Raw genomic sequence first — 25,853 nt, forward strand, 5'->3', positions numbered from 1 at the left:
GTTTAAAAAAGGCTGACCCGTCATGCTGAGGGCCAGCCCTTCTTTTTATTTTTCAAGGCGTTTTTCAAGCTCTGCTTTTTTCTCTTCAAAGCCCGGTTTGCCGAGAAGCGCGAACATATTCACCTTATAGGCTTCAACACCCGGCTGATCAAACGGGTTGACTCCGAGCAGATAACCGCTCATCGCCACCGCTTTTTCAAAGAAATAGACGAGATATCCAAATGTATATGCATTAAGATCCGGAATGTTGACAATTAAGTTCGGCACTTTTCCGTCTGTATGGGCAAGCATCGTGCCTTCGAACGCTTTTTTGTTGACGAAATCGACCGTTTTTCCGGCTAAGTAATTTAAGCCGTCGAGATCATTTTCCGCTTCTTCAATTGTCAGCTCATGCTTCGGTTTTTCAACGTTTAATACAGTTTCAAACAGATCGCGTCTGCCTTCCTGCACGTATTGACCGAGAGAGTGAAGGTCTGTTGAGAAGTTAGCGGAAGAAGGATAGATGCCTTTTTCATCTTTTCCTTCACTTTCGCCGAAGAGCTGCTTCCACCATTCCGCAAAGTATTGCAGCGCAGGCTCATAGTTGATGAGCATTTCAATGGTTCTTCCTTTATTATACAGAACGTTGCGGACGACGGCGTATTGGTAAGCCGCGTTCTCTTCTAATTCCGAGCTGGAAAAGTCTTTGCTTGCATCAAGAGCGCCTTTCATCATTTCATCGATATCAGCCCCGCTTACCGCAATCGGCAGAAGGCCTACCGCAGTCAGAACGGAGAAACGTCCGCCGACATCATCAGGAATAACGAATGATTCGAAGCCTTCTTCATTAGAAAGCGTTTTTAAAGCGCCGCGCTCTTTATCTGTCGTCGCGTAAATCCGCGCTTTCGCTTCTTCTTTTCCGTATTTTTCTTCAAGAAGTTTGCGGAAAATCCGGAAAGCGATTGCAGGTTCCGTCGTCGTGCCTGATTTAGAAATGACATTGATAGAGAAATCAGCGTCTTCTAAAAGATCCATAACATCTTTCATATAAGTTGAGCTGATATTGTTGCCGATAAAGATAACTTGAGGGTTTTTGCGCTTGTCTTTCGGCAGAACATTATAGAAAGAATGATTGAGCGCTTCAATCGCTGCGCGGGCGCCTAAGTATGAACCGCCGATACCCACGACGAGAAGCACGTCTGAATCTGATTTGATTTTTTCAGCGCTTTTTTTAATGCGCGCGAATTCTTCTTTATCGTAGTTTTCAGGGAGGTCCACCCATCCTAAAAAGTCGCTTCCGGCGCCTGTTTTTTCATGGATATTATGGTGTGCCGTTTTTACGAAATCACGTGCATATGTAAGTTCATGTTCATTGAAAAAAGGTAACGCTCTTGAGTAATCAAAGCGTACATGCGTCATTTGCTTGTCCCTCCATCACGGTGAATTGTTTTCTCTTTCACTTTATATGAACTCACCCGCTAAATCAAGTCATGAAGAAGGCCGGATGAATACGGGATTTGCGCTAAAGATGCGTTCATTTTTTATACAATATCCCGGATTCGATATGGTTATATTTGTAATAATCGTGAGAGGGGTAACGAATCGAATGTTGATGATCCAGGAACGTATCACCTTTACTTTGGAGCAGGATGACATCCATCGCCAATCCCGATGGGACGGTTCTTTTTATATAGTACTCCTTTTGAGAGACTGCCGCGCAGTCATATTAAGGCATAAATGTCCATTTTTAAAAATAGTGTCTATATTTGGGGTATCGTGTTAAGATGAAAGTGATTTTAAACCGGGAGGTGATTTTATGACTAAAACCATTGGTCTTATTTGCGGAAGTTTACGAAAAAACTCGTATAATCGAGCAATTGCTCAATCATTGTTTGACTTCGATAATGCGGCTCAATTTCGCTGGGTTGAAATAGACAGTCTTCCTTTTTTTAACGAAGATTTAGAAATTGCCGGAGCACCAGACTCCGTAACATCCTTTAGAGCTGATATACAAGACGTTGACGGCGTCATCATTGTGAGTCCAGAGTACAATTCCGGAATTCCGGGGGTATTAAAAAATGCATTGGACTGGGCATCGAGACCGCGGACCTCTTCTGTTTTAAACAGAAAACCGGTTGGCTTAATCGGAGCAACCCCCGGAGGGTTCGGCACTGCCTTTGGTCAAACGCAATTGAGAGAAGTACTCGAAGCTATGCAAGTCAATGTTTTGCCATTTCAAAAAATGCTGATTTCGCAAGTCCATGAGAAAATTGATTCCGCTCAAAACATACTTACGGATGAACAAACAAAACGTTATCTTCAACGCTATTTACAACAGTTCATCCATTGGATTGATCATGCTCCGGTTCCCGTTCCAGATTAATTGAAGGATCATCACCCTCACGAAAAGTCACCTCAGAAATAACTTTCTATCTATACAGCATATGAATAGATTTTACCGTTTTCAATTCACAAACTTACTTGCCTTAATTCAAGGAGGATTATAAAATGTCTGATCTTTATTCCCGTCTTTCAAAAGATGATGCTGCCGTGCTTTTAGTTGACCATCAAACCGGCCTTATTTCCGGTCTCGTGCGTGACTATGGCGTTGATGAATTTAAAAACAATGTATTGGCTCTCGGTGATACGGCTAAATTCTTTGATTTACCGGTTATTTTAACAACCAGCTTTGAAAACGGACCCAACGGACCGCTCATGCAAGAACTCGTTGATCTCTTTCCTGATGCGCCAAAAATAGCCCGTCCCGGACAAATTAATGCATGGGACAATGAAGACTTTGTTAAAGCCATTGAAGCGACTGGCAAAAAACAGCTGATTATCGCGGGGGTGGTAACAGACGTCTGCGTTGCTTTTCCTGCGCTTTCTGCCATTAAAGCAGGCTACGAAGTGTTTGTTGTGACAGATGCTTCGGGGACGTTTAATAAGCAAGTAGCAGATGCATCACTAACCCGTATGGCTCATGGCGGCGCGCAGCTTATGAACTGGTTCAGCGTAGCATGCGAGCTTCAGCGTGATTGGCGCAACGATGTTGAAGGTTTTGGCGCATTAATCTCCAGTCATCTTCCCGGTTATCAAAACTTAATGGGAAGCTATATGGGGGCTCAGCGGGACCTTAGTACACAAAATGCATAAAAGGAGCGCTGATTGAATCAGCGCCCCTTTTTTAAATTCGAAGTATAGCAAGGCTCTTCATGATTTAGATTTTGTGTAAATAGATGATCGGCAATCGCAAAGTTAATTAATCCTTTTCTGCTAAACGTACAGAAACAGGGAGTCAAATCCGCAGCATGTGATTGCATCTGCAGCTTGAAAATCTATTTCATCTTCACTCCGGCCGGGAATGTATCTTACAGTGACGCCTTTAAGATGGCAAGTACGTCATCTTTGTTCAGTTTTTGGAAATTGCCGAATCCGCCGTATTCCATTTCTTTTGCGGCGATGTCTGCAATCAGCTCAAGCTTGTCTTCGCCGATGTCATAATCCGCAAGGCGGGACGGCGCGCCGAGGCTTGTCCAGAACGCAGATAATTTATCGATCCCTTCAAGCGCAATTTCTTTATCCGTTTTGCCTTCAGTATCAATGTCAAACATGTTGAGCATGAGGTTTTTAAAACGGTCTACATTTGTATCCAGCGTGTATCTCATCCAGTTCGGGAACAGAATCGCAAGTCCTCCCGCGTGAGGGATGTCATACACCGCTGATACGGCGTGCTCCATCGTATGGGAAGCCCAATCGCCGAAATAGCCCATTTGCAGCGTGCCGTTTAATGCGATCGTACCCGCGTATAAAATCGTTTCACGGTGCTTATAGTTCTCAAGGTCTTCCAAAAGTTTCGGTGCTGTTTCAATTACCGTCTGAAGGACCGCAAAACACATTCTGTCCTGAAGCGGCGTGTTTTCAACATTGTGGAAGTATTGTTCAAATACGTGGCTCATCATATCCACCATGCCGTATACCGTTTGGTTTTCCGGAACGCTGAAAGTATTCTCAGGATCTAAAATGGAGAAACGCGGATGAGTGACATTGCTGCCCCATACGAATTTTTCGTTTGTTTCCCAATTTGTGATAACGGAATCAGGGTTCATTTCAGAGCCTGTCGCCGCAAGCGTCAGCACCGTGCCGAACGGGAGTGCGTCCTGCGCCGTTACTTTTTTGCTGTAAATGTCCCATGCGTCGCCGTCATATTTCGCACCGGCCGCAATCGCTTTTGTACAGTCGATGACACTTCCGCCGCCGACTGCGAGAAGGAAATCAATCTCATGCTGTCTGCACAGCTCAATTCCTTTATTTACCGTTTCCAGACGCGGGTTCGGTTCAACGCCCGCAAGCTCATGAACGGTTGCGCCTTCTTCTTTTAAGATGCCTGTTACTTGGTCATACAGGCCGTTTCGCTTAATGCTGCCGCCTCCGTAAACAAGCAGCACGTTTTTCCCGTATTGCTTCAGCTCTTTTTTCAATTGGTCGATTTGACCTTTTCCGAAAATCAGTTTCGTCGGATTGTAGTACGTAAAGTTCTCCATTTATCATGACCTCCAAAAAAATCGTAAGGGATTACTATAACACAGAAAAAAAGGAGCTGCCAATCCGGCCGCCCCCTTTATGTTATTACAATGATGCTTTCAGTATCGCAAGCACGTCTTCTTTCTGCAGTGACTTGAACTGTCCGAATGCTCCGTTTGCCATCGCTTTATCTGCAATCGTATCCAGCTTCTCATCAGAAATATCATAATCAGCGAGTCTGTTCGGAGCGCCGAGGCTCGTCCAGAAATCAGACAGCTTGCTGATTCCTTCAAGTGCGATCTCTTCATCTGATTTGCCTGTCTCGTCAATATCGAAGACACGGACGGCAAGCTGTTTAAAGCGGGCCGGATTTTCTTTGAGCACATGTCTCATCCAGTTCGGGAACAGAATCGCTAAACCTCCGGCGTGCGGTATATCGTAAACCGCTGATACCGCATGCTCGATGTTGTGTGTGGCCCAATCCCCTCTTGCGCCCATTGACAGCATTCCGTTTAATGCGATCGTGCCTGTATATAAAATCGTCTCACGAAGCTCGTAGCTCTCCAGATCATTGATCAGCTTCGGCGCTGTTTCAATCACCGTGCGCAGAAGCGATTCACACATCCGGTCCTGATACGGCGTGTTTGACGTGTGGTGGAAATATTGTTCAAACACATGGCTCATCATATCGACCATGCCGTAAATGGTGTGGTCTTTCGGAACGGTAAATGTGTTTACCGGATCGAGAATAGAGAATTTAGGGTAAACGAGCGGGCTCCCCCATCCGTATTTCTCTTGTGTCTCCCAGTTTGTGATGACTGATCCGGAGTTCATCTCTGAACCGGTTGCCGCAAGGGTCAGCACTGTTCCGAAAGGCAGCGCTTCTTTCGGCTGGTGTTTTTTCGTGACGATATCCCACGCGTCGCCGTCATATTTAGCGCCAGCCGCGATGGCTTTCGTGCAGTCAATGACACTTCCGCCGCCGACGGCCAATAAGAAATCGATGCTGTTTTCTTTACAGAGCGCAACACCTTTGTTCACCGTTGAGACACGCGGATTCGGCTCTACGCCTGCCAATTCATGTACGGTAACTCCTGCTTTTTTCAGCAGTTCGGTTACTTGATCATAAAGACCGCTGCGCTTAATGCTGCCGCCCCCGTATACGAGCAGTACGTTCTTTCCGTACGGCTTGATTTCTTCAGGAAGTTTTTCGACCTCTCCCTTTCCGAAAATCAATTTGGTCGGATTCCAATATGTAAAGTTTTGCATGACATCTCCTCCTTTGGATTTATATTATGCAGAAAGATGACATTCAATGTAAAGCAATCCGCTTTTTTGACGGCACATCACACGGTTTACAGACAGCGGCTTCCCGGGAAAGGCACTTGTACAGCTTGAGACAGTGTGTGATTTACACGGCGGAGAATGTAGTATGCATAGATTCTTTGCTTTGTCACAATCTATAACTGTTTCACGAATTCATAGAGGAGGTTGTTTACATGAGTGTTATTCAGCGTATCTGTCTCGTATTAACGATTATCGGCGCTATTAACTGGGGACTGATCGGATTTTTCCAATTTGATTTAGTAGCAGCCATCTTCGGCGGCCAAGGATCAGCTCTGTCGCGGATTATTTACGGTCTTGTCGGCATCGCCGGTCTGATCAATCTCGGCCTGCTGTTTAAGCCGAACGAAGAAACATCCCGCGAGGAAGCGGCAAATCCGGAAGTCAGATAAACATAAAAAAAGCACCGAACATACATATCCGGTGCTTTTTTTGATGATTATTTTTTGATAAGGTCTTTGCGGTTGGACTGTTCAATCCACTCTTCAAGCTTATCTTTCAATGTGTTGAAACCTTGCGGAGCAGATGTTTCTTCAGAAGCTTGAGCCGCTTTCGGTTTTCTTGGTTTGCTTTCTTTTCTTTCAGGCGCCGCTTGAGTCGCACGGATAGAAAGGCTGATTTTGCCTTTTTCTTCGTCAACCGCAAGTACTTTTACTTGTACTTCGTCACCGATAGAAAGGTGCTCGTTAATGTCTTTTACGAAACCGTGAGTGACTTCAGAAATGTGAACAAGTCCTTGAGTTTCTTCATCTAATGCAACAAACGCACCATACGCTTGTAATCCTGTTACTTTACCAGTGTAAACACTGCCCACTTCAAATTTTGCTGCCATTCATAACAACTCCTAAGTTAAATTAAATACAGATTATACGCAATTTAAAATTATATCATACAAGTTTGTTTTTCGCAAAGAGAACTTTTTTACATGATCATGTTTAAGCACAGAAAAATGGGGGTATACTATGATTACGAAGGCTTTCTAGTATTCCCCCCCTTTTATTTGGATGCGAACCGGGTTCGTATCTTTTTTTATGCCCTTTTTTCAACAAACCGTTTGATTCTGACGAGCGCTTCCTGAATCTGCTCAATGGATGTCGCATAGGAACATCTGATGTAGCCTTCGCCGCTCGGGCCGAACACATTCCCCGGAACGACGGCTACTTTTTCTTCAATGAGCAGCTGTTCCGCGAATTCTTCTGAACTCATGCCGGTCGACTGAATGGAAGGAAAGGCGTAAAATGCTCCGCCGGGGTGGTGGCAGCCGAGTCCGATTTCGTTCAATGTCTCCACAATCAGGTTTCGGCGTCTCCGATAGCTTTTCTTCATTCTTTCGACGTCTTCCTGGCCGTTTTTCAGCCCTTCAAGCGCCGCGTACTGAGCCATGGAAGGCGCGCACATCATCGCGTGCTGATGAATTTTGAGCATCGCATCCCTGATCACTGGAGGCGCCGCCGTAAATCCGAGTCTCCATCCCGTCATGGCAAATGCTTTGGAGAAGCCGGAAATGAGAACCGTGCGTTCCTTCATGCCGCGGATGGCCCCCATGCTCGTGAATGGCTCATCATACGTCAGCTCGGCATAAATTTCATCGGCAAGCACGATCAAGTCGTGTTTTTCAGCGAAAGCAGCGATGGATTCAAGCTCTTCTTTCGAATAGACAGAACCTGTCGGATTTGACGGCGAGCATAGAAGCAGCGCTTTTGTTTTGTCCGTCAGGGCCGCTTCAAAATCGGCTGGGGATGCTTTGAAACCTTTTGCAGCGACAGTCTGAATCGGCACCGGCTTCGCCCCCGTCAGGGTCACGAGTGATTCATATGCGACAAAACACGGTTCGGGAATTAACATTTCCTCCCCGGGATTCATAATGGCGCGGACAGCGAGATCAAGCGCCTGGCTTGCCCCTACAGTAACGATCAGTTCACTGTCAGGCGAATAACTCAGGCCGAACCGCTGATCTAAGTAGCGGCTGATTTCTTCTCTCAGTTCATAAAGACCCGCATTTGCCGTATAAGCCGTATAACCCTGTTCTAAAGAAAGAATACTCGCTTCCCTCACGTTCCAGGCCGTCACAAAGTCAGGCTCTCCCACTCCCAGTGAAATGACGCCTTCCATCGTAGCGGCCAGATCAAAGAACTTGCGGATGCCTGACGGTTTAATCTGCTGCACGTAGTCAGATAAATAAGAAGTCTTCGTTTCCATTTACGGAGACACCACGATTCTTTTGTCATCGTCTCCGCTTTCAAAGACTTTGCCGTCATGCTTATATTTTTTCAGGATGAAGTGCGTTGTCGTGGAAACGACAGACTCAAGGGTGGACAATTTTTCAGACACGAAGCTTGCCACGTCTGACATCGTGTTGCCGCGAATAACGACGGATAAGTCATACACCCCTGACATCAGGTACACTGATTCAACTTCCTGGAATCTGTATATCCGCTCAGCGACTTCATCAAAGCCGACATTTCGTTTCGGAGTGACTTTTACGTCAATCATCGCCGTGACGCCTTCCAAACCGTCGACTTTGCGCCAGTCGATCATCGCCGCATAATCAATGATGACTTTTTCCTTTTCAAGCTTTTCAATGATGCTTTTGACTTCTTCAGCGGGAATGTTTGCCATTTTCGCAATCGTTTCCGCATCAACGCGGCTGTTTTCGTCTAAAATTTCTAATATTTCTGTTTCTTTTTCGGTCAGCTTCATACGTTTCACACCTTTGCATTATCAAAAATCTTCATGACATTATATCACGATTTTCGACAAATGCTAAGAAAAACCCGAAAGAAACCAGAGCTAAAATCTGACAATCAAAAAAGCCTTTACATTACAACAAAGAAAGGACGGCGAAGGCTCTCATGGAAGCTGTTTCACCGATTAAACGGGCCGCGATAGACGGAGTTGAGCTGTATTACGAGCATTATGAAAATCCCGGCAGACAGACACTCGTCTGCGTACACGGTTTTTTATCTTCGGCATTCAGCTTCAGAAAACTGATCCCGCTGCTCAGAAACCATTATGATATTATCGCCGTTGACCTGCCTCCTTTCGGGCAATCGGAAAAGTCACGGACTTTCGTATATACTTACGCAAACCTCGCCAAGCTTCTGATCGGACTTCTGGAAAAGCTCGGTATCAGCCGGGCCGCACTCATCGGCCATTCAATGGGCGGCCAGATTTCCTTATCCGCGTCTCTTCTCAGACCCGAGCTTTTTTCTAAAATCGTCCTGCTGTGCAGCTCGGGGTATTTAAAGCGCTCGCACCCGTCGATTATATTCGGGACGCATCTTCCTTGTTTTGACCTGTATCTTAAGTATTGGCTTTCAAAAGACGGCGTGCTGAACAACCTGTTAAATGTCGTTCACGACCGGACGCTTATCGATCAGGAAATGATTGACGGTTACGAAAAACCATTTACAGACCGCCAGATTTTCAAAGCGATGACAAGGTTTATCAGACACAGGGAGGGCGATTTAGAGCCCGAGGATTTGAAGAAAGTGCAAAACCCCGCTCTTTTAATCTGGGGAGAAGAAGACCGGGTCGTTCCGGTCTCAGTCGGAAAACGGCTTCATGACGACCTGCCGGATTCCATTCTGTATTCACTGAAGGATACGGGGCACCTCGTACCCGAAGAGCGCCCGGAGTTTGTTTCGGAGCGGATTTTTGAATTTATTCAATAAAAAAACCGGCGGAATCGCCGGTTTTTAAGGGGTGCAGGAGCTGCTTTCTTTTATGGACAGAAGCTGCTCGGCGGCCTTTTGGCAGCCTTCGATCGGAAGCTTCTGCTCAAATGAAGCTTCAAAGATATCCTGAATGGCTGCTGCCAGCTTGTCGGCACGGTCTTCACTATAGACGGCCTGAACGATGTCGACGGCTTCTGTCTCATAAAAATCTTCTCCATATTTAAACGGGTCCCACTTGGCAATGATTTTCATCATTTCCATGACCGCTTGGCTTTCTTCCATTTTCATCACCGCTTATAATAAAGTTTGCAATTCTATTTTATCATAGATACGCTGTGCAAAATAATGATACTACAGGAGTGACATACATGAACTTTGATCTTCGAGAAAACCGTCTTGGCACACAATCGGTGAAATGGGACAAGGCGGAAGCGTTATTCGGCGTATCGGATGCGCTTCCAATGTGGGTTGCCGATATGGATTTCCGCGCTCCCGAAGCGGTCACTGACGCCTTAAAAGCCCGCCTTGACCACGGCATATTCGGTTATACGTCTCCTGACGAAAACACAAGAGAAGCCGTCGCTTCATGGCTTGAGACGCGGCACGGCTACCGGCCCGATCCCGCAAGCATCGCGTTCAGTCCCGGTGTTGTCACGGCAATCAGCATGGCCGTACAAGCCTTTACCGAACCGGGCGATCCGGTGTTGATTCAATCACCGGTGTATACGCCTTTTTATCAGATGATCAAGGAAAACAAACGGCAGGTTTTACATAACCCATTACGGGAAGAAAACGGCGTCTACTGTATGGATTTTGAGGATCTTGAGAAAAAGCTGAACGATTCTGAGGTCAAGCTGATGATTCTTTGTAATCCCCACAATCCGTCCGGCAGAGCGTGGAGCCGGGATGAGCTTATGAAGCTCGGATCGCTGTGCGCCGCCCATAACGTCACCGTCGTTTCTGACGAGATACATTCCGACTTGATGCTGTACGGAAAGCCGCATACGCCTTTCGCTTCTCTGTCTGAGGAGTTTCAGCGGATTTCCGTTACTTGTGTCGCGCCGAGCAAGACGTTTAATATTGCCGGTATTCAGGCATCCGCCATTATCATCCCCAATCGGTATAAGCGGGCGAAATTCTCCGCCGCATTGCATCAGAACGGGATTTCCAGCCTCAACACATTTGCGGTTGCAGCAATCGAAGCGGCTTATACAAAGGGAGGCCCTTGGCTTGACGCGCTGATTCCTTACATTGAAGGGAACATGAAATTGGCTGAGGACTTTTTAAGAAAAGAATTGCCGAAAGTCCGTATGATGAAGCCTGACGCTTCCTATTTGATCTGGATGGATTTCAGCGAGTACGGATTTTCGGATGCCGAGCTCAAAGAAAGAATGCTCAAAAAAGGGAAAATCATATTAGAGCCGGGAACAAAATACGGACCGGGCGGCGAAGGATTTATGAGACTTAATGTCGGCTGTTCAGCCGCCGCCGTAAAAGAAGGGCTTGAGAGAATGAAAGCAGCGCTCGCTTAGCAGCGGAAAGAACGCCTTTATCAGATGGGATAAGGGCGTTCGCTTTAGAGAAATATATACTTTTTTTTCCGGTAAAGATGTTATAATAGATTCATATTTACATAGGAAAGGATTTCGCATAAATGGAGATTGTAAAGGATTACCTGCTTCACTTCTCTTTTATTTTATTCCCTATTTTTCTTTATCAAGTCTTCTGGCTCAGCAAGCCTGATTTGCTTGTGCCGAGAGCGAACCGCCTGCTGGTCGCCGTATTTGCAGCGTCATCTTCCTTATTATGTACGGCTTTTCCCATCCAGGAGCTTCATTCCGTCCGTTACGGTTTGCAGCTGATTCCCATTATCGTCTGCCTGCTTTATTCCGGTACCGGCGCAGGACTTGCCGCAGGGGCGGCATCCGTTTTTTTTCAGCTCATATGGTTTGAACCTTCCGCTCTTTTTTTCTTATCCTTAATTCCTTTTTTAATCATCATCCCTATCCAGCTCCAAACGAAATGGCCTTTTTTTTCAAAGCGGAAGAAACTGCTTTTCGCTCTTCTCATCGGCTGCACTGAAACCGCCTTATTAACCGCATCTGTCTTCATCTATTCCGCAACCAATATTTTCAATTTTCAAAATCTACCTTCCGTTTATTATGAGGCGGCAGTATCTGTTTTTTTTCAAGTCAGCGCCCTTTTGCTGTGCATTTATTTGATTGAGATCATTGATGAGAATGCGTCCATGCGGGCAAGGCTGATTCACTCAGAAAAAATGGCCGTCGTCAGCGAGCTTGCGGCAAGCGTCGCTCATGAAGTCCGCAATCCGCTTACGGTCGTCAGAGGTTTTGTGCAGCTGCTGTTCAGCGGCGAGCAGCTTCAGGACAAATCCCACTCCGGATATCAGAAACTTGTGCTGTCCGAACTCGACCGGGCTCAGACGATCATTACGAATTATCTCGATATGGCGAAGCAGGATGACTATGAAAAAGAAAAGTTTGATATTTCTCTGCTCGTAAAGGAAACAGGTTCCTTAATGGAGTCTTATGCCCATTTTAAATCGGTGACCGTTACTGTTCGAAGCGAGCCTGATTTATATGTGTTCGGCGATGTGAAAAAACTGAAACAGGCCTTCATTAATCTGATTAAAAACAGTATTGAAGCCGTGCCCTCTGAAAACGGCCGAATCGAGGTCTCCGTCCAAAAACAGGAAGAGATGATTCTCATTCAGATTACGGATAACGGAATCGGCATGTCCGATGAAGAACTGCAGAAACTCGGCAAGCCGTATTATACGCTGAAAACGAACGGCACCGGGCTCGGGCTTACCGTAACATTCTCGATTATTCAGCATCATGAAGGCTCCGTCTGTTTCACCAGCGGCGAGCACTCGGGCACAACGGCCTCAGTCAGGCTTCCGGCAGCTGTTCACTAGCCAACCGCGTTGATCTTTTATAGAATAACTAGAGAGAGGTGAACGCTATGAATACGTTTGAAATCGGCACAATCGTAAAAGGGTTTTATAAAACAGGAGCATACATAGGGGAAGTGACAGACGTCAGGCCCAATCACTATTTAGTGAAAATTAAAGCCGTTCTGACGCATCCCGCTCAAGGAGATCTTCATCATCCGAAGCAGGCGGATGTTCCGTTTTTTCATGAAAGAAGAGCGCTTGCATTCGGGGAACAGACAAACATACCGCATCAGATGGTCAAACCGTTTGATGGCGAGGTGCCTGATTATACGGCTTCCTTACAAGCGGCGTCTGCCCGGCTGAAAGATCAGCTTACAGCGGACGGCTCAGAATGGGCGGAACGTTCGCTCGCCAACTTGGCCGCGTTAGAGCGTGACTATTTTAAAAGAACTTGACCCAGTCGGCATGATTGGGTTTTTTTATGTGGCCCGGCGAAACAGTTCAGTCAGATCGACGCGATCACCGATCGTCGGAGGTTTCGGTTTTTCAAGATATTGTTTATCCCGCTCGACAAGCTTGAATAATTTGTATGTCGTCTGCGCATCATCCAGCGCTTTATGATGCGTGCCCGTCCCTTTATCGCCATACTCTTCTGCCGCTTTCCAAAGGCCGGTCAATGTTCTGTCGCCGAAGAAGTTTTTGTATTCAAGGGACAGATCCCGAAGTTCTCCTTTGAACGGAAAAGGGATGTGGTTAAACATGCAATTTTGCTTTAACACTTTCATATCCATATTGCCCCAGGTGACGATCGTGCAGTTTTTATCAGGATCAAGCTCATTTAATTTGCGGATGAATTCATTAAACGTGATTCCGCCGTCCACGTCTTTTTGGGTGATGTTCAGAAAGGTTTTGCATCGTTTCGTCAGCTTCGGAAATTTTTTCGGTTTGATATAACTCGAAAACGTTTCAGTCACTTCATCATTCACCGTCTTGACAATCCCCGCTTCAATAATCTCGGGAAAGAAATTTTGCGGGCTGTATTTTCCGTCAGGCATTGTAAATTCAAAATCAATAATGAGCAGACTGCGCTGATCCACTTTTTTTACACCTGCCTTTCCTCCGATCAAAAATGATATTTTATGATAGTATATCAGTTTCCCCTCTGAAACTTTCTTCATTTTCTAAAAATAATGAATTTTCCTATATCCGCATCGAAAATACAAATACCGGATTCATTCCTATATACTAATGATTAGATACACGAAAAGTAAAGAAGGTGATGTTATTTCTGTCCGTAAGAAGAACTTCGTCGTCATTTGGATTACAAATTTCTTTATTTCCGCCAGCATGACCATGATTGTTCCGTTTCTTTCGTTATATATCGAAACGATCAGCCCCCATTCGGGCGGGTATGTGCAGAGATGGAGCGGGTATGTGTTCGGCGTCACGTTTTTAATGGCATTTGTGATTTCCCCGTTTTGGGGAAGATTCGGCGATAAGCGCGGCTACAAAAAAATTCTCTTGATTACAGGAACCGGCATTGCCATCAGCATTTTATTGATGGGGTTTGTGACATCCGTTTATCAGCTGTTTGTCCTGCGGCTGCTTATGGGTCTAGTAACAGGCTTTGTTCCGACATCGCTTGCCATGATTTCGGCGCAGACGCCGAAAGAGACTGCCGGGAAGACGCTCGGCACGCTGCAGATGGGTCAGGTGTCAGGCACTTTATTCGGACCGATGCTGGGCGGGCTGCTCGCTGACAGCTTCGGGTTTACGTACACATTTTTTATTACGTCCTTTGTCATTTTCGCATCTGTGCTTCTCGTTTTATTTCAGGTGAATGAGCAGCCGCTCGGCGAGAAACAAAACAAGCGGAAAACCTACTCCAGAAAACAGGTGCTCTCTTATATTTTTCACCAGCCCGCGCTTTGGGCGATGATGGTGCTTACTATGATCGTGCAGACCGGCAATTTCAGCATCCAGCCGCTGCTCGCTTTATATGTCAATGAGCTGCACGGACCTGTTAATTTAGCTTTTTTCTCCGGAATGGCGTTTTCAGCGACCGGACTCGGAAGCTTATTGCTTGCCCGGAAATGGGGGGACTTCGGCGACCGCTTCGGCCACAGCCGGATCTTAATCGTGCTTTTGATTGCCTCAGCGGTGTTTTTCATTCCGCAGGCGCTCGCCTCCTCCCTCTCCATTCTGTTAGTCTTCAGATTTCTGTTCGGCATGGTCATGGGCGGCACGCTCCCCTGCATTACGGCCGCGATCCGCGTCAGGGCGCCGGGCAGCATCCAGGGAGAGGTGCTCGGCTATAACGTCAGCTTTCGTTTTCTCGGAAATGTGCTCGGCCCTCTGCTCGGAGGTGCGGTCTCGAGCGGTTTTTCCATTTCGGCTGCTTTCTACGTCACCGCCTTTCTCTTTTTAATAGGCGCGGGGCTTTTATGGATGGCGGGACATTTGCAAAAGGATACAGCGTCAAATGCGGGCTGACCGGCAGCGATCACGATTTCTTCTAAATTTAACCTTCTCGTATTCTTAAAAGAATGATACGATATGGCTAGAAATCAGGAGAAAAGAGAGTGACCATGGTACGTAAAATAATCGGATGGATTTTGCTGCTCGGCATTATCCCGTTGTTTGCATTTACAGTTATTGCTTCCGGCAAAGAGGTAAAACAAATCAAGCCTTTTGATCAGGTGCTCGATAAACATATTGATTTAAAAGCGATCAACCTGGTTCAAAACAGTTACATGTATGACAGGGACGGAAGCCTTGTTTCTGAGATTGTCAGCGATCATGAGAACCGCGTGATTGTGCCCTTTAATAAAATACCGAATGAGGTAAAACAGCTGTTTTTAACCTCTGAAGACCGTCATTTTTATGAGCATAAAGGGTTTGACTTTATGGGGATGGTCAGGGCGGCCGCCTCCAATTTCAAAGATCATAAAATTGATCAGGGCGCCAGCACCATCACCCAGCAGCTGGCAAGGAATGTGTATTTAAGCCATGAACGCACCTTCAGCCGAAAACTGACGGAGCTGGCCTATTCCTATCAGCTTGAGAAAAAATACAGCAAAGATGAGATTTTAGAAGGCTACTTAAATACGATTTATTTTAATAACGGCGTATACGGTGTCGGTTCGGCGGCGCAATTTTATTTCAGCAAGCCGCTGAAATCTCTCACTTTGGGAGAGATGGCCTTTATCTGCGCTATCCCTAATAACCCTACATTATATGATCCTCTCAAGCATTTTGATTATACGAAAAAACGACAAGTCAGATTGCTTAACGGATTGAAAAAAGCAGGCGTTATATCCGGGAAACAGCTGAAAAAAGCCGAAAAGGAAAAGATCAAGCTTGATATAAACGAAAAAACAAATAAATATCCTGACTATGTTTCCTATGTAAATGATGAATTCACACAGCTTGTTTCATCATCCGAAGGCTATGACAAACGTCTTGAAAAAGCTTCCGGAAAGGCGAAACAAAAAATACAGAGTGAGCTTTCCGACAGAGTCAGCACATTGTTAAAAGACGGCGTGAAGATTTATACGGCGCTGAATCCGTATATGCAAAACCAGGTCGTCGCCCAAGTGAATCAAAATCTGCCGTATGCAGGCGTTCAGGGCGGAGCGGCCGTGATTAATCATCAGACGCATCAGATTATCGCGCTTTCAGGCGGGAAAGATTATCATAAATATGATTTCAACCGCGCCTATCAAGCATACAGACAGCCCGGTTCATCCATTAAGCCGCTGCTTGATTACGGACCTTACATTGAAAAGACCGGCGCAACGCCACACAGCAAGATTGACGCAAGCAAATTCTGCAGTGCGGATTACTGCCCGCAGAACTATAATAACCGCACGTACGGCACGGTCACGCTGGAAACGGCGTTTAAATACTCGTACAACACACCGGCCATCAGAATCATGGACCGCGTCGGCGTCAATAAGGCGTTCAGCTACCTTGAACCGTTTCATTTCGCGAAGCTGGTCAGCGCGGATTACCGTCTGCCTGCGGCGCTTGGCGGTTTTACAAACGGCATGACGCCGCTTGAAATGACCAATGCGTACACCACGTTCGGCAACAACGGCGTTTATACGCCGAGTCACGCGATTACAAAAGTGACTGATTTAAAAGGAAAAACGATATTAAAATGGAAAGATGAGCCGACGCAGGTATTCAGCGTGCGGACCAACATGCAGATCAAAGAAATGATGAAAGCCGTCGTCAAAAGCGGTACAGGAAAAAAAGCGAACTTTAAAGCTCCGTACGTCGGCGGAAAATCAGGAACGTCAAATGACTATCACGATATGTGGTTTGTCGGCCTGACGGACGCTTATACGATGGGGGTATGGGTCGGCAAGGATACACCGTCAAGCGTCGAATACCTTCATGACGCAAGCCCTCAGCTTTCGATCTGGAAAAACACGCTGCAGGCAGCTTACTAAAGATAACGGAGGGGATCCGCTTTGAAACCAGCTCAGCTTCCGGACCGCGTGCTTTTGTTTGACGGCGTCTGCAACTTATGCAGCGGCGCCGTTCAATTCATCATTAAACGCGATCCGGCCGGCAAAATCTCATTTGCTTCATTGCAATCAGATACCGCCCGGGAGCTTTTGGCATCAGAAGGACTTCCGACAGAACAATTTGACAGCATGATTTTTATCGAAAACGGGCGGATATACAAAAAATCCGCAGCCGTGTTAAAGGTTACACGTCATCTCCGCGGAGCCTGGCGGCTGTCAGCGGTTTTTTTCGCAGTGCCCCGCCCCCTCAGGGACAGAGCCTATTCTTTCATCGCCCGGCGCCGTTACAAATGGTTCGGAAAAAGGGAAGCATGCATGCTCCCCTCCCCTGAGATCAAAAACAGATTTCTGTCTTAACAAAAATGGCTAGCTTACACAGGTAAGCTAGCCATTATGCTATTATAAAGCTTGATAAAGATGTACAAAATACCGATAACAAAAGTAAACCAAAACAGAATCTCAAGCAATATAAAACCGATCAGCGAAACGATAGAGAGTGTCGAATAGATTCTGTACACCATGAAAATCAAATAAACGAGCGTAACAACGGCAAATAACGCCGCAATCCAAAAACCATTCTGCACGAGCGCAAAGGAAAGAATTCCTCCGCCTACATAAATTAAAGAGCCTAATCTGATTTTTTTCAGATTGTCCCCCTCAGGGTCATTTGTGAAAAACAAAAGAGACAGCTCTGTCACTGTGTTTGCAATCAGCTTCAAAGCCGAAAAGAGCATAAAATACACAAGGGCGAACGCTGCAAAAAGCGCCAGTCTGATCCCTTTCTCAGAGAAATAATCCAGCATCCCCTGATACATGCCGAGCGTCTGAAGTATCTTCATGACATAAAGCGAGGTAGAAATGGATAATGACGAACTAAAAAGCAGAATCGCAACGAGCGGAAAATAACCCGTCCAATAAGTATTTTTCATATAAAAAGTCCCTTTCTTTAATCTACCTCACTTATTATGGAGGACTTAAAACACATTGACAAGATAAAAAATTCCATTTTTCCTCACTTTTACGAAATAAGGGCCTGATCTTCACAAACCGGCTTTTTCGGAGTAAAGTAGAACGCGGGAATGATAAACGTAAGGAAGGCTGTTATGAAAAAAACATTAAAATTGCAAACCCGATTAACGATATTCGTCTGTATTGTCGTCCTTATCGCACTTTGTATCACCTTTTTCACGATCAGCGTCCAAACAGCAGACCGCGTGAAAGAAGAAGAACGGACAACCGCGCTGCGCACCGCAAAGCTGGTCGCGGAAACACCGAGTGTCACGCAGGCATTGCAAACAAGAAAAGGGCTGAAAGAGCTCCGGGATTATACATTAGACGTCCAGCATACGACAGGAACCGAATTTGTCGTGGTGATGGATATGAACAGCATCCGCCTCACCCACCCCGACGCAAATAAAATCGGGAAGAAATTCACCGGCGGAGACGAACAGCCGGCGATGCACGGCCATATCAAAACGAGCACATCAGCGGGAACCCTCGGGAAATCCATGAGAGCCTTCGTACCGATCTATGGAAAAGATAAAAAACAAGTGGGCGTCGTTTCGGTCGGAATTTCGCTTAACAAAATACAGGATGTCGTCAGCCACAGTTTGAGACCGCTTTATTTCATCATCTGCGTAAGTATTTTTGTCGGCGTCATCGGAGCCGTCATTGTCGCCCGCACCGTCAAAAACATTATGTACGGTCTTGAGCCTTATGAAATCGCCACCCTGCTGGAAGAGCGGAGCGCCATGCTCGAATCAACGAAGGAAGGCATCCTGGCGGTTGACGCGCGGGGAAAAATTAAGCTTGCCAATGCGGAAGCGAAACGGCTTTTTATTAAAATGGGTATTCCGACTAATCCGGTCGATCAAGATGTGAACGATATTCTCCCGAAAAGCCGGCTGAAACAGGTGATTGAAACGAAAAAACCGCTTCAGGACAGGGATATCCGCATTAACGGACTTGAGCTGGTCTTTAATGAGGTTCCGATTCATCTGAAAGGACAAACCGTCGGAGCGATCGCCACGTTCAGGGACAAAACGGAGGTCAAACATTTAGCAGAACAGCTGTCCGGTGTTAAAATGTATGCAAACGCATTAAGAGCCCAGTCTCATGAATTCATGAATAAGCTTCATGTCATTTTAGGGCTTGTCCAGTTAAAAGAATACGATGATCTCGGCACTTACATTAAAGACATTGCCATTCAGCAGAAGACGGAAACAAGCGAAATTATAAGTGATGTCAAAAGTCCGGTTCTCGCAGGGTTTCTTCTAGGAAAACAAAGCTACATACGCGAACAGGGTGCTGATCTGGACATTCAGCTCGGCAGCCTGATCCCGAATGCGGCGGATCCGGCCGTCATCCATGAGCTCATTACGATTATCGGAAACCTGTTAAACAACGCGCTCGACGCGGTGGCGCAGATGCCGAAAAAAAACATTACGTGCTCAATGCGGTTTCAGGATCGCCAGCTTGATATAGAGATTACGGACACGGGAGCCGGAATGTCTGCGGCAGACCAAGCCCGTATTTTTGAACAAGGTTATTCCACGAAAGGGACAAACCGGGGGTTCGGCCTCTATTTCACCCAGCAGGCAACAGAAAATTTAAAAGGCCATATGATTGTGACAAGTGAAAAGAATGAAGGAACGACTTTCAGTCTTCGCATTCCGTATGAACCGAAGGAGGAAAATGATGATTAATGTACTCATAGTTGAAGACGACCCCATGGTGGGTGAATTAAATAAACGCTATCTCAGCCAGATTGAAGGATTTCAGCTGAAAGGGATCGCATCATCCTTTCAAAGCGCGCTGCACGTGCTGAGCGAGCATCATATCGATCTTATCCTTCTTGACATTTACATGCCGGGAAAAAACGGACTTGAGCTTTTAACGGAAATCCGCAAGCAAAATGAATCGGTTGATGTCATCGTCATTTCGGCCGCAAGCGAGCTGGACGTCATCAAAAAAACGCTTCGGTACGGCGCCGTCGATTATTTAATCAAACCATTTGAATTTGACCGCTTTCAAACCGCTCTTTCCGACTACAGACGCAAGCAGAAAGTTTATCAATCACACAGAAGCATGACACAGAAAGAATTGGATGCCGAGCTTTTTCAAAAGAAAGAAGCGGCGGAAAAGGTTCACCTTCCGAAGGGATTGACAAAAAGCACGCTTAAACTCATCTGGGCGAGCATTGAGTCTTTCGGTGACGGCTCTTTTACCACGGAAGATCTCGCCAAGCATACTGAAATCTCGCAAGTCTCCATCCGGAAATACCTTAAATTTCTGGAAGACATACAAGTGCTGAATGTAGAGATGGCGTACGGCACGATCGGAAGGCCCGTCTTTCAATATCATATCAACACCGGCAATGTCAGCAGCATCAAACAATATTTATAATGTCAAAAAGCGCCGTTCCGCTGTGAACGGTGCTTTTTTACTGTCATATCCCGTGACAAAAGCATTGAGATTCCTTTTTGATATGCTATATAAGGATAATGACCCGGCTGATCCTCCTTTGTTTTATCCAGATGAGGAAGCCGATTCATAAAATTGATATTTTTTAAAAAATAAGCAAATTTCTATTTATTTATGACGGGTAAAATGATAAATTATGATTGGTTAGCAGATCTTTTCAGATAAGTCATAAGTCCCGAACCCGGAAGAGACAGCCGCTCAAGGCGGGAAAAAGAGAGACGTCTCATCATTATTATCAGAAAGTTTTTTCGATTCTGCATCCGGTACGGGGACTCAAGTCTGAATTGAACGGCACAGCCATATTTTACAGGGGGGTTATATCTTTGAAAAAACGCAAAATCGGAATGGCGATGGCGCTCATCGCGGCGGCCGGAACCATATTAAGCGCATGCGGTTCAAGTGACAAAGCAAACGGCTCCGGCAGCAAAAACTTTACCGTCGGCATGGTAACGGATATCGGCGGTGTCGATGACAAATCATTTAACCAGTCCGCCTGGGAAGGTATTCAGGCATTCGGAAAAGACAACGGGCTTACAAAAGGCAAAAGCGGTTTTGACTATCTTCAATCAAAATCAGATGCGGATTATACAACGAACTTAAATAAATTAGCGCGGGAACACTTTGACCTGATTTACGGCGTCGGGTATCTGATGCAGGATTCCATCAGCGAAATCGCCGATCAGCGCAAAGACACAAATTTTGCGATCATTGACGCCGTTGTCAAAAAAGACAACGTGGCGAGCCTTACATTTAAAGAGCAGGAAGGTTCATTCCTCGTGGGAGCGGCCGCTGCGCTATCGAGCAAAACGGGAAAAGTCGGATTCGTGGGCGGAATGGAGTCTGAATTGATCAAAAAATTCGAAATCGGCTTCCGCGCGGGTGTACAAGCCGCAAATCCGAAAGCGACCGTCGAAGTGAAATATGCGGGCGGATTTGACAAAGCCGATGTCGGTAAGGCGACGGCTGAAAGCATGTACAAATCAGGCGTTGACGTCATTTATCACGCGGCCGGCGCAACGGGAACGGGCGTCTTCACAGAAGCGAAAAATCTGAAAAAAGAAGATCCGAAGCGGAACGTATGGGTTATCGGTGTTGATAAAGACCAGTACGCGGAAGGTCAAGTCAAAGGCACAAAAGACAATGTCACTCTCACATCAATGGTCAAAAAAGTGGATACAGCCGTAGAGGACTTAACGAAAAAAGCGAGTGACGGGAAATTCCCGGGCGGCAAAACATTAACATACGGTTTGGCGCAAGATGCAGTCGGCATCTCGGATCACAAGGAGAACCTTTCTGACGATGTCATCAAAGCAACAGACGATTGGAAGAAGAAAATCGCGGACGGGCTCGAGATCCCTTCAACTGAAAAAGAATTGAAATCCTTCAAGGCTGAGTAAGAACCAGGGGATAAGGAGACTTCCATGCTTATCCCCTCTCTTTTATGAAAAGAGCGGTGAAGGAAAAGCTGCATCTCTTGCAGCTTTTCTTTTGCCAAGCTCTTTCTCATCAAAGTATCTCTGAAAAGGAGCGTCAAATCGGTGGATTATATCATTGAAATGCTTAATATACGCAAGGAGTTTCCCGGAATCGTCGCCAATGATGACGTCACGCTTCAAGTGAAAAAAGGCGAAATACACGCCCTTCTCGGTGAAAACGGCGCCGGAAAATCGACACTCATGAACGTTTTATTCGGCCTGTATCAGCCGGAAAAAGGCGAGATCCGGGTGCGGGGCGAACGCGTTCACATCAACAGCCCGAACAAAGCCAACGATCTTGGCATCGGGATGGTGCACCAGCATTTTATGCTTGTGGATACCTTTACCGTCTCAGAAAATATCATTCTCGGAAAAGAGCCGAAAACTTTCGGCCGGATTGACAGACAGCGCGCCGCCCGGGACGTGCGCGATATTTCCGACCGTTACGGCCTGCACATTGATCCTGAAGCCAAAGTTGCCGATATTTCCGTCGGTATGCAGCAGCGGGCGGAAATATTAAAGACCCTCTACCGGGGCGCCGACATTCTCATTTTTGACGAGCCGACCGCGGTGCTGACTCCGCACGAAATTCAAGAACTGATTCAGATTATGAAAAATCTTGTCAATGAAGGAAAATCAATTATCCTCATCACCCACAAATTAAAAGAGATTATGGAAGTCTGCGATCGTGTCACCATCATCCGGAAAGGAAAAGGCATTACAACACTCGATGTCGCACATACGGATCAAGATGAACTGGCAAGCCTGATGGTCGGACGCGAAGTGTCATTCAAGACGGATAAACAAGCGGCCGATCCGAAACAAGAAGTGCTTTCACTTTCTGATGTAACGGTTAAAGACGCGCGCGGCGTTGAGGCGGTCAAACAGCTCTCCCTCTCAGTCAGAGCCGGTGAAATCGTCGGCATTGCGGGCGTTGACGGAAACGGCCAGTCTGAATTAATTGAAGCCATTACAGGTCTCAGAAAAACAAATGCCGGCACGATCACGTTAAACGGCAAACAGCTGCAAAACATGCCGCCCAGGAAAGTCACTGAAGCCGGAATCGGGCATATACCGCAGGACAGGCATAAACACGGGCTCGTCCTTGATTTTCCGATCGGAGAAAATATCGTGCTGCAAAGTTATTACCAAAAGCCCTACTCTTCTTTCGGCATATTAAATAAACACACGATTTATGACAAAGCGCGAAGCCTGATTGAAGAATACGATGTCAGAACACCTGATGAATATACGCCTGCGCGCGCTCTCTCCGGGGGGAATCAGCAAAAGGCCATTATCGGCCGGGAAGTGGACAGAAATCCGGATCTTTTAATTGCGGCCCAGCCGACGCGGGGACTCGATGTCGGCGCGATTGAATTCGTCCATAAAAAGCTCATTGAGCAGCGTGATGCCGGTAAAGCGGTGCTTCTGTTATCTTTTGAACTTGATGAAATAATGAATCTCAGCGATCGCATCGCCGTCATCTTTGAAGGCAGCATCATCGCAAACGTCAATCCGCTTGAAACAAACGAGCAGGAGCTCGGACTTTTAATGGCGGGAAGTAAGCAAATGGAGGCGGAGAAAACACATGATTAATCGACTTTCTCATCTGGCTGTGCCGCTGATTGCGATCATCCTTGGGTTAGCTGCGGGTGCGGTCATCATGCTCGCCAGCGGCTACAATGTCGTAAGCGGGTATTCGGCTCTTTGGAGCGGCATTTTCGGTGAAGTGTATTACATCGGGGAATCGATCCGGCAGATTACGCCATATATTTTGTCCGGATTGGCCGTGGCATTCGCATTTCGGACCGGCCTGTTTAATATCGGGGTTGAAGGACAGCTCCTTGTCGGCTGGACTGCCGCGGTGTGGGTCGGCGCTTCCTTTGACGCCCCCGCTTATATCCACCTTCCGCTTTCGTTATTGGCGGCCGCGGCTGCGGGCGGCATTTGGGGCCTGATTCCCGGATTTTTAAAAGCCCGTTTTTTTGTCCACGAAGTGATTGTCACGATCATGATGAATTATATCGCTCTTCATTTAACCAATTATCTCATTTCCGATGTCATGACGGACCACCGGGACAAAACAGACAAAATTCATGAAAGCGCGTCGCTCCGCTCGCCGTTTTTAGAGCAGCTGACAGATTACTCCCGCCTTCACTGGGGCATTCTGATCGCTCTGTTTGCGGCAGTTCTCATGTGGTTTATCATTCATAAAACAAAAAGCGGATTTGAATTCCGGGCTGTCGGCTTTAACCAGCACGCCGCACAATACGCCGGAATGAGCGTCAGAAAAAATATGATGTACGCCATGATGATTTCCGGCGCCTTCGCGGGGCTTGCCGGCGCGATGGAAGGACTCGGAACCTTTCAATACGCGGCGGTTAAGGGCGCTTTTACCGGCGTCGGCTTCGACGGCATTGCGGTTGCGCTTCTCGGCGGCAGCACGGCAATCGGCGTTGTCCTGGCGGCATGTCTTCTCGGCGGCCTTAAAGTCGGGGCATTAAATATGCCGATTGAATCCGGGGTGCCTTCTGAAGTCGTTGACATCGTCATCGCCATTATTATTTTGTTTGTGGCATCAAGCTACGCCATCCGTCTCATCCTTGATAAATTGAAGAAAAAGGGGGCGAAGTAAGTGGACTTCCTGCAGATTTTATCCATTATTGTCCCGGCAACACTCGTATATGCGGCTCCGCTTATTTTAACCGCTCTCGGCGGCGTGTTTTCTGAAAGATCGGGAGTTGTCAACATCGGTCTTGAAGGACTGATGATTATCGGCGCCTTTACAAGCGTCATGTTCAACTTATTTTTCGGACGCGAGCTTGGCGCCGCCGCTCCGTGGCTCGCCTTGGCTGCGGCTATGATTGCCGGCGGACTGTTCTCACTGATCCACGCGGCTGCCTCGGTTTCTTTCCGCGCCGATCAGACGGTAACCGGTGTGGCGATCAATATGCTCGCGTTAGGAGCGACACTGTTTATCGTCAAGCTGATCTACGGAAAGGCCCAGACTGATAAAATCCCGGAGCCCTTTTACAAAACGAACATTCCCGGGTTAAGCGATATTCCGGTTTTAGGAAAGATTTTCTTTTCTGACGTATATTATACGTCGATTTTAGCCATCGTACTGGCCTTTGTTTCCTGGTTTATTCTATTCAAAACGCCGTTCGGCCTCCGCATCCGTTCTGTCGGGGAACATCCGATGGCGGCCGATACGATGGGAATCAATGTGTTCGGCATGCGCTATATCGGCGTTATGATCAGCGGGCTGTTCGGCGGGCTCGGCGGCGGTGTATATGCTTCCACGATCGCGCTTGATTTCACCCACTCCACCATTTCCGGGCAAGGCTTTATCGCTCTTGCCGCGCTGGTTTTCGGCAAATGGCATCCGATCGGCGCGCTCGGGGCGGCGCTGTTCTTCGGGTTTGCGCAGAGTTTGAGCATTATCGGCTCGCTTTTGCCCCTGTTCAAAGACATTCCGAATGTATACATGCTGATGGCTCCTTACATTCTGACCATTCTCGCGCTTGCCGGCTTCATCGGCCGCGCGGACGCTCCTAAAGCCAACGGCATCCCTTACATTAAAGGAAAACGCTGATTGCCACACAAAAAGAGTTCCGCACCCTGGTGCCGGAACTCTTTTCATCTATATACGATTCTGATATACTCACGCGGCTGAAACGGCGTTTGCATTGATTCAGCCGCACTCAGCTTGTCTTCTGCGTATTCCGCACCGAGAAAAAAACGCTCCCAATTATCCGCCTCCGTCTGCTGCCTCCCTTTGCAGAAATCGTCCGCTATGAATGTTCCTGCAATAATAGAACAAAATATTCCAATACAGGCCGCCGCCTTTCTCTTCATCTGACCAGCTCCTTTTTTAAAAGCTTGATCTGAAAGATAAATGTATATACAAAGATCAGGATAT

The 25,853-nt window shown here is 46.8% G+C and carries 26 protein-coding genes; 16 read left to right on the forward strand and 10 right to left on the reverse strand.

Annotated features, from left to right (window positions below):
• Positions 1 to 45: 45 nt before the first annotated feature.
• Entirely contained in the window at positions 46 to 1,398 is a 1,353-nt protein-coding gene (locus J6600_RS14560) for a glucose-6-phosphate isomerase (RefSeq protein WP_209387538.1), read from the reverse strand.
• 397 nt (positions 1,399 to 1,795) lie between these two features.
• Between J6600_RS14560 and J6600_RS14565 the strand changes: the two genes are divergently transcribed.
• A complete protein-coding gene (locus tag J6600_RS14565; protein ID WP_209387539.1) occupies positions 1,796 to 2,362 on the forward strand; it encodes an NADPH-dependent FMN reductase in 567 nt (188 codons plus the stop codon).
• A 125-nt stretch (positions 2,363 to 2,487) separates the two neighbouring features.
• Positions 2,488 to 3,132: an isochorismate family cysteine hydrolase YcaC gene (ycaC, locus tag J6600_RS14570; RefSeq protein WP_014418745.1), complete on the forward strand. Its 645-nt coding sequence runs from the start codon at positions 2,488 to 2,490 to the stop codon at positions 3,130 to 3,132.
• Positions 3,133 to 3,347: 215 nt separating this feature from the next.
• On the opposite strand, the gene J6600_RS14575 is transcribed toward ycaC, so the two are convergent.
• The gene (locus J6600_RS14575) at positions 3,348 to 4,520 is read right to left on the reverse strand and encodes an iron-containing alcohol dehydrogenase (RefSeq protein WP_003152109.1); all 1,173 of its coding nucleotides are present in this window, start codon (positions 4,518 to 4,520) and stop codon (positions 3,348 to 3,350) included.
• 85 nt (positions 4,521 to 4,605) lie between these two features.
• Positions 4,606 to 5,769: an iron-containing alcohol dehydrogenase gene (locus J6600_RS14580; RefSeq protein ID WP_209387540.1), complete on the reverse strand. Its 1,164-nt coding sequence runs from the start codon at positions 5,767 to 5,769 to the stop codon at positions 4,606 to 4,608.
• Positions 5,770 to 5,999: 230 nt separating this feature from the next.
• Here J6600_RS14580 and J6600_RS14585 point away from each other — a divergent pair, with 230 nt between their 5' ends.
• Complete coding sequence (locus J6600_RS14585; protein ID WP_003152104.1) at positions 6,000 to 6,236, forward strand: DUF378 domain-containing protein; 237 nt, start codon at positions 6,000 to 6,002, stop codon at positions 6,234 to 6,236.
• A gap of 47 nt (positions 6,237 to 6,283) precedes the next feature.
• Here the strand turns inward: J6600_RS14585 and yugI are convergent, their stop codons facing one another.
• The 3 genes from yugI to J6600_RS14600 all read right to left on the reverse strand — a co-directional run bounded on the left by yugI (position 6,284) and on the right by J6600_RS14600 (position 8,544).
• Positions 6,284 to 6,676 (reverse strand): S1 domain-containing post-transcriptional regulator GSP13, encoded by a 393-nt coding sequence (gene yugI, locus J6600_RS14590; protein ID WP_007408653.1) that lies wholly within the window; start codon positions 6,674 to 6,676, stop codon positions 6,284 to 6,286.
• Positions 6,677 to 6,873: 197 nt separating this feature from the next.
• Positions 6,874 to 8,043: an aminotransferase gene (locus tag J6600_RS14595; RefSeq protein WP_029973792.1), complete on the reverse strand. Its 1,170-nt coding sequence runs from the start codon at positions 8,041 to 8,043 to the stop codon at positions 6,874 to 6,876.
• Positions 8,044 to 8,544 carry an Lrp/AsnC family transcriptional regulator gene (locus J6600_RS14600; protein ID WP_003152098.1) on the reverse strand — a complete coding sequence of 167 codons (501 nt, stop codon included), beginning with the start codon at positions 8,542 to 8,544 and terminating at the stop codon, positions 8,044 to 8,046. It abuts the gene before it with no gap.
• 152 nt (positions 8,545 to 8,696) lie between these two features.
• Between J6600_RS14600 and J6600_RS14605 the strand changes: the two genes are divergently transcribed.
• The gene (locus J6600_RS14605; protein ID WP_007408654.1) at positions 8,697 to 9,518 is read left to right on the forward strand and encodes an alpha/beta fold hydrolase; all 822 of its coding nucleotides are present in this window, start codon (positions 8,697 to 8,699) and stop codon (positions 9,516 to 9,518) included.
• Between the two features lie 24 nt (positions 9,519 to 9,542).
• Here J6600_RS14605 and J6600_RS14610 read toward each other — a convergent pair whose 3' ends face one another.
• On the reverse strand, positions 9,543 to 9,803 hold the full coding sequence (locus J6600_RS14610; protein ID WP_014418748.1) for a DUF1871 family protein: 261 nt from the start codon (positions 9,801 to 9,803) through the stop codon (positions 9,543 to 9,545).
• Between the two features lie 86 nt (positions 9,804 to 9,889).
• Between J6600_RS14610 and J6600_RS14615 the strand changes: the two genes are divergently transcribed.
• The 3 genes from J6600_RS14615 to kapB all read left to right on the forward strand — a co-directional run bounded on the left by J6600_RS14615 (position 9,890) and on the right by kapB (position 12,893).
• Positions 9,890 to 11,053, forward strand: a complete 1,164-nt coding sequence (locus tag J6600_RS14615; protein ID WP_209387541.1) for a MalY/PatB family protein — start codon at positions 9,890 to 9,892, stop codon at positions 11,051 to 11,053.
• 122 nt (positions 11,054 to 11,175) lie between these two features.
• Complete coding sequence (locus J6600_RS14620; protein WP_022553702.1) at positions 11,176 to 12,459, forward strand: sensor histidine kinase; 1,284 nt, start codon at positions 11,176 to 11,178, stop codon at positions 12,457 to 12,459.
• A gap of 47 nt (positions 12,460 to 12,506) precedes the next feature.
• Positions 12,507 to 12,893, forward strand: a complete 387-nt coding sequence (gene kapB, locus J6600_RS14625; RefSeq protein WP_021495358.1) for a kinase-associated lipoprotein KapB — start codon at positions 12,507 to 12,509, stop codon at positions 12,891 to 12,893.
• Positions 12,894 to 12,917: 24 nt separating this feature from the next.
• Here the strand turns inward: kapB and kapD are convergent, their stop codons facing one another.
• On the reverse strand, positions 12,918 to 13,535 hold the full coding sequence (kapD, locus tag J6600_RS14630; protein WP_029575323.1) for a 3'-5' exonuclease KapD: 618 nt from the start codon (positions 13,533 to 13,535) through the stop codon (positions 12,918 to 12,920).
• A 151-nt stretch (positions 13,536 to 13,686) separates the two neighbouring features.
• Here kapD and J6600_RS14635 point away from each other — a divergent pair, with 151 nt between their 5' ends.
• The 3 genes from J6600_RS14635 (at position 13,687) to J6600_RS14645 (ending at position 17,330) form a co-directional block, all read left to right on the forward strand.
• Positions 13,687 to 14,931 (forward strand): multidrug efflux MFS transporter, encoded by a 1,245-nt coding sequence (locus J6600_RS14635; RefSeq protein ID WP_014418752.1) that lies wholly within the window; start codon positions 13,687 to 13,689, stop codon positions 14,929 to 14,931.
• A gap of 89 nt (positions 14,932 to 15,020) precedes the next feature.
• Positions 15,021 to 16,895, forward strand: a complete 1,875-nt coding sequence (locus tag J6600_RS14640) for a transglycosylase domain-containing protein (RefSeq protein WP_014418753.1) — start codon at positions 15,021 to 15,023, stop codon at positions 16,893 to 16,895.
• Positions 16,896 to 16,916: 21 nt separating this feature from the next.
• Positions 16,917 to 17,330 carry a thiol-disulfide oxidoreductase DCC family protein gene (locus J6600_RS14645; RefSeq protein WP_209387542.1) on the forward strand — a complete coding sequence of 138 codons (414 nt, stop codon included), beginning with the start codon at positions 16,917 to 16,919 and terminating at the stop codon, positions 17,328 to 17,330.
• A gap of 14 nt (positions 17,331 to 17,344) precedes the next feature.
• On the opposite strand, the gene J6600_RS14650 is transcribed toward J6600_RS14645, so the two are convergent.
• The gene (locus tag J6600_RS14650; protein ID WP_007408662.1) at positions 17,345 to 17,902 is read right to left on the reverse strand and encodes a YufK family protein; all 558 of its coding nucleotides are present in this window, start codon (positions 17,900 to 17,902) and stop codon (positions 17,345 to 17,347) included.
• A gap of 174 nt (positions 17,903 to 18,076) precedes the next feature.
• On the opposite strand from J6600_RS14650, the gene malK reads away from it, so the two are divergent.
• From malK to nupQ, 6 genes are all read left to right on the forward strand, one after another.
• The gene (malK, locus tag J6600_RS14655; RefSeq protein ID WP_014418754.1) at positions 18,077 to 19,678 is read left to right on the forward strand and encodes a malate sensor histidine kinase MalK; all 1,602 of its coding nucleotides are present in this window, start codon (positions 18,077 to 18,079) and stop codon (positions 19,676 to 19,678) included.
• Entirely contained in the window at positions 19,671 to 20,378 is a 708-nt protein-coding gene (locus J6600_RS14660) for a response regulator (protein WP_003152077.1), read from the forward strand. Before malK ends, J6600_RS14660 begins: the two co-directional genes overlap by 8 nt.
• 401 nt (positions 20,379 to 20,779) lie before the next feature.
• A complete protein-coding gene (locus tag J6600_RS14665) occupies positions 20,780 to 21,853 on the forward strand; it encodes a BMP family lipoprotein (RefSeq protein WP_007408665.1) in 1,074 nt (357 codons plus the stop codon).
• Positions 21,854 to 21,994: 141 nt separating this feature from the next.
• On the forward strand, positions 21,995 to 23,527 hold the full coding sequence (locus J6600_RS14670; protein ID WP_103526661.1) for an ABC transporter ATP-binding protein: 1,533 nt from the start codon (positions 21,995 to 21,997) through the stop codon (positions 23,525 to 23,527).
• Positions 23,520 to 24,566, forward strand: coding sequence for an ABC transporter permease (locus J6600_RS14675; RefSeq protein ID WP_012118308.1), 1,047 nt, complete (start codon positions 23,520 to 23,522; stop codon positions 24,564 to 24,566). The genes J6600_RS14670 and J6600_RS14675 overlap by 8 nt, the downstream gene beginning before the upstream one ends.
• Positions 24,567 to 25,526, forward strand: a complete 960-nt coding sequence (gene nupQ, locus J6600_RS14680; protein WP_209387543.1) for a guanosine ABC transporter permease NupQ — start codon at positions 24,567 to 24,569, stop codon at positions 25,524 to 25,526.
• Positions 25,527 to 25,570: 44 nt separating this feature from the next.
• Here the strand turns inward: nupQ and J6600_RS14685 are convergent, their stop codons facing one another.
• Positions 25,571 to 25,789, reverse strand: coding sequence for a hypothetical protein (locus tag J6600_RS14685; protein ID WP_014721737.1), 219 nt, complete (start codon positions 25,787 to 25,789; stop codon positions 25,571 to 25,573).
• Between the last annotated feature and the right edge of the window lie 64 nt (positions 25,790 to 25,853).

The sequence above is a fragment of the Bacillus sp. LJBV19 genome, from assembly GCF_017797845.1.
In the GTDB taxonomy this organism is placed as follows: domain Bacteria; phylum Bacillota; class Bacilli; order Bacillales; family Bacillaceae; genus Bacillus; species Bacillus velezensis.

Excerpts from the sequence above, each read along its gene's own strand:
- J6600_RS14575 (WP_003152109.1), bottom strand. The coding sequence starts at position 4,520 with ATGGAGAACTTTACGTACTACAATCCGACGAAACTGATTTTCGGAAAA.
- J6600_RS14605 (WP_007408654.1), top strand. The coding sequence starts at position 8,697 with ATGGAAGCTGTTTCACCGATTAAACGGGCCGCGATAGACGGAGTTGAG.
- J6600_RS14635 (WP_014418752.1), top strand. The coding sequence starts at position 13,687 with ATGATTAGATACACGAAAAGTAAAGAAGGTGATGTTATTTCTGTCCGT.
- yugI (WP_007408653.1), bottom strand. The coding sequence starts at position 6,676 with ATGGCAGCAAAATTTGAAGTGGGCAGTGTTTACACTGGTAAAGTAACA.
- malK (WP_014418754.1), top strand. The coding sequence starts at position 18,077 with ATGAAAAAAACATTAAAATTGCAAACCCGATTAACGATATTCGTCTGT.
- J6600_RS14620 (WP_022553702.1), top strand. The coding sequence starts at position 11,176 with ATGGAGATTGTAAAGGATTACCTGCTTCACTTCTCTTTTATTTTATTC.
- J6600_RS14660 (WP_003152077.1), top strand. The coding sequence starts at position 19,671 with ATGATTAATGTACTCATAGTTGAAGACGACCCCATGGTGGGTGAATTA.
- J6600_RS14565 (WP_209387539.1), top strand. The coding sequence starts at position 1,796 with ATGACTAAAACCATTGGTCTTATTTGCGGAAGTTTACGAAAAAACTCG.
- J6600_RS14585 (WP_003152104.1), top strand. The coding sequence starts at position 6,000 with ATGAGTGTTATTCAGCGTATCTGTCTCGTATTAACGATTATCGGCGCT.
- J6600_RS14580 (WP_209387540.1), bottom strand. The coding sequence starts at position 5,769 with ATGCAAAACTTTACATATTGGAATCCGACCAAATTGATTTTCGGAAAG.
- kapB (WP_021495358.1), top strand. The coding sequence starts at position 12,507 with ATGAATACGTTTGAAATCGGCACAATCGTAAAAGGGTTTTATAAAACA.
- J6600_RS14560 (WP_209387538.1), bottom strand. The coding sequence starts at position 1,398 with ATGACGCATGTACGCTTTGATTACTCAAGAGCGTTACCTTTTTTCAAT.
- J6600_RS14615 (WP_209387541.1), top strand. The coding sequence starts at position 9,890 with ATGAACTTTGATCTTCGAGAAAACCGTCTTGGCACACAATCGGTGAAA.
- J6600_RS14610 (WP_014418748.1), bottom strand. The coding sequence starts at position 9,803 with ATGGAAGAAAGCCAAGCGGTCATGGAAATGATGAAAATCATTGCCAAG.
- ycaC (WP_014418745.1), top strand. The coding sequence starts at position 2,488 with ATGTCTGATCTTTATTCCCGTCTTTCAAAAGATGATGCTGCCGTGCTT.
- J6600_RS14675 (WP_012118308.1), top strand. The coding sequence starts at position 23,520 with ATGATTAATCGACTTTCTCATCTGGCTGTGCCGCTGATTGCGATCATC.
- J6600_RS14650 (WP_007408662.1), bottom strand. The coding sequence starts at position 17,902 with ATGAAAAATACTTATTGGACGGGTTATTTTCCGCTCGTTGCGATTCTG.
- J6600_RS14600 (WP_003152098.1), bottom strand. The coding sequence starts at position 8,544 with ATGAAGCTGACCGAAAAAGAAACAGAAATATTAGAAATTTTAGACGAA.
- J6600_RS14685 (WP_014721737.1), bottom strand. The coding sequence starts at position 25,789 with ATGAAGAGAAAGGCGGCGGCCTGTATTGGAATATTTTGTTCTATTATT.
- J6600_RS14595 (WP_029973792.1), bottom strand. The coding sequence starts at position 8,043 with ATGGAAACGAAGACTTCTTATTTATCTGACTACGTGCAGCAGATTAAA.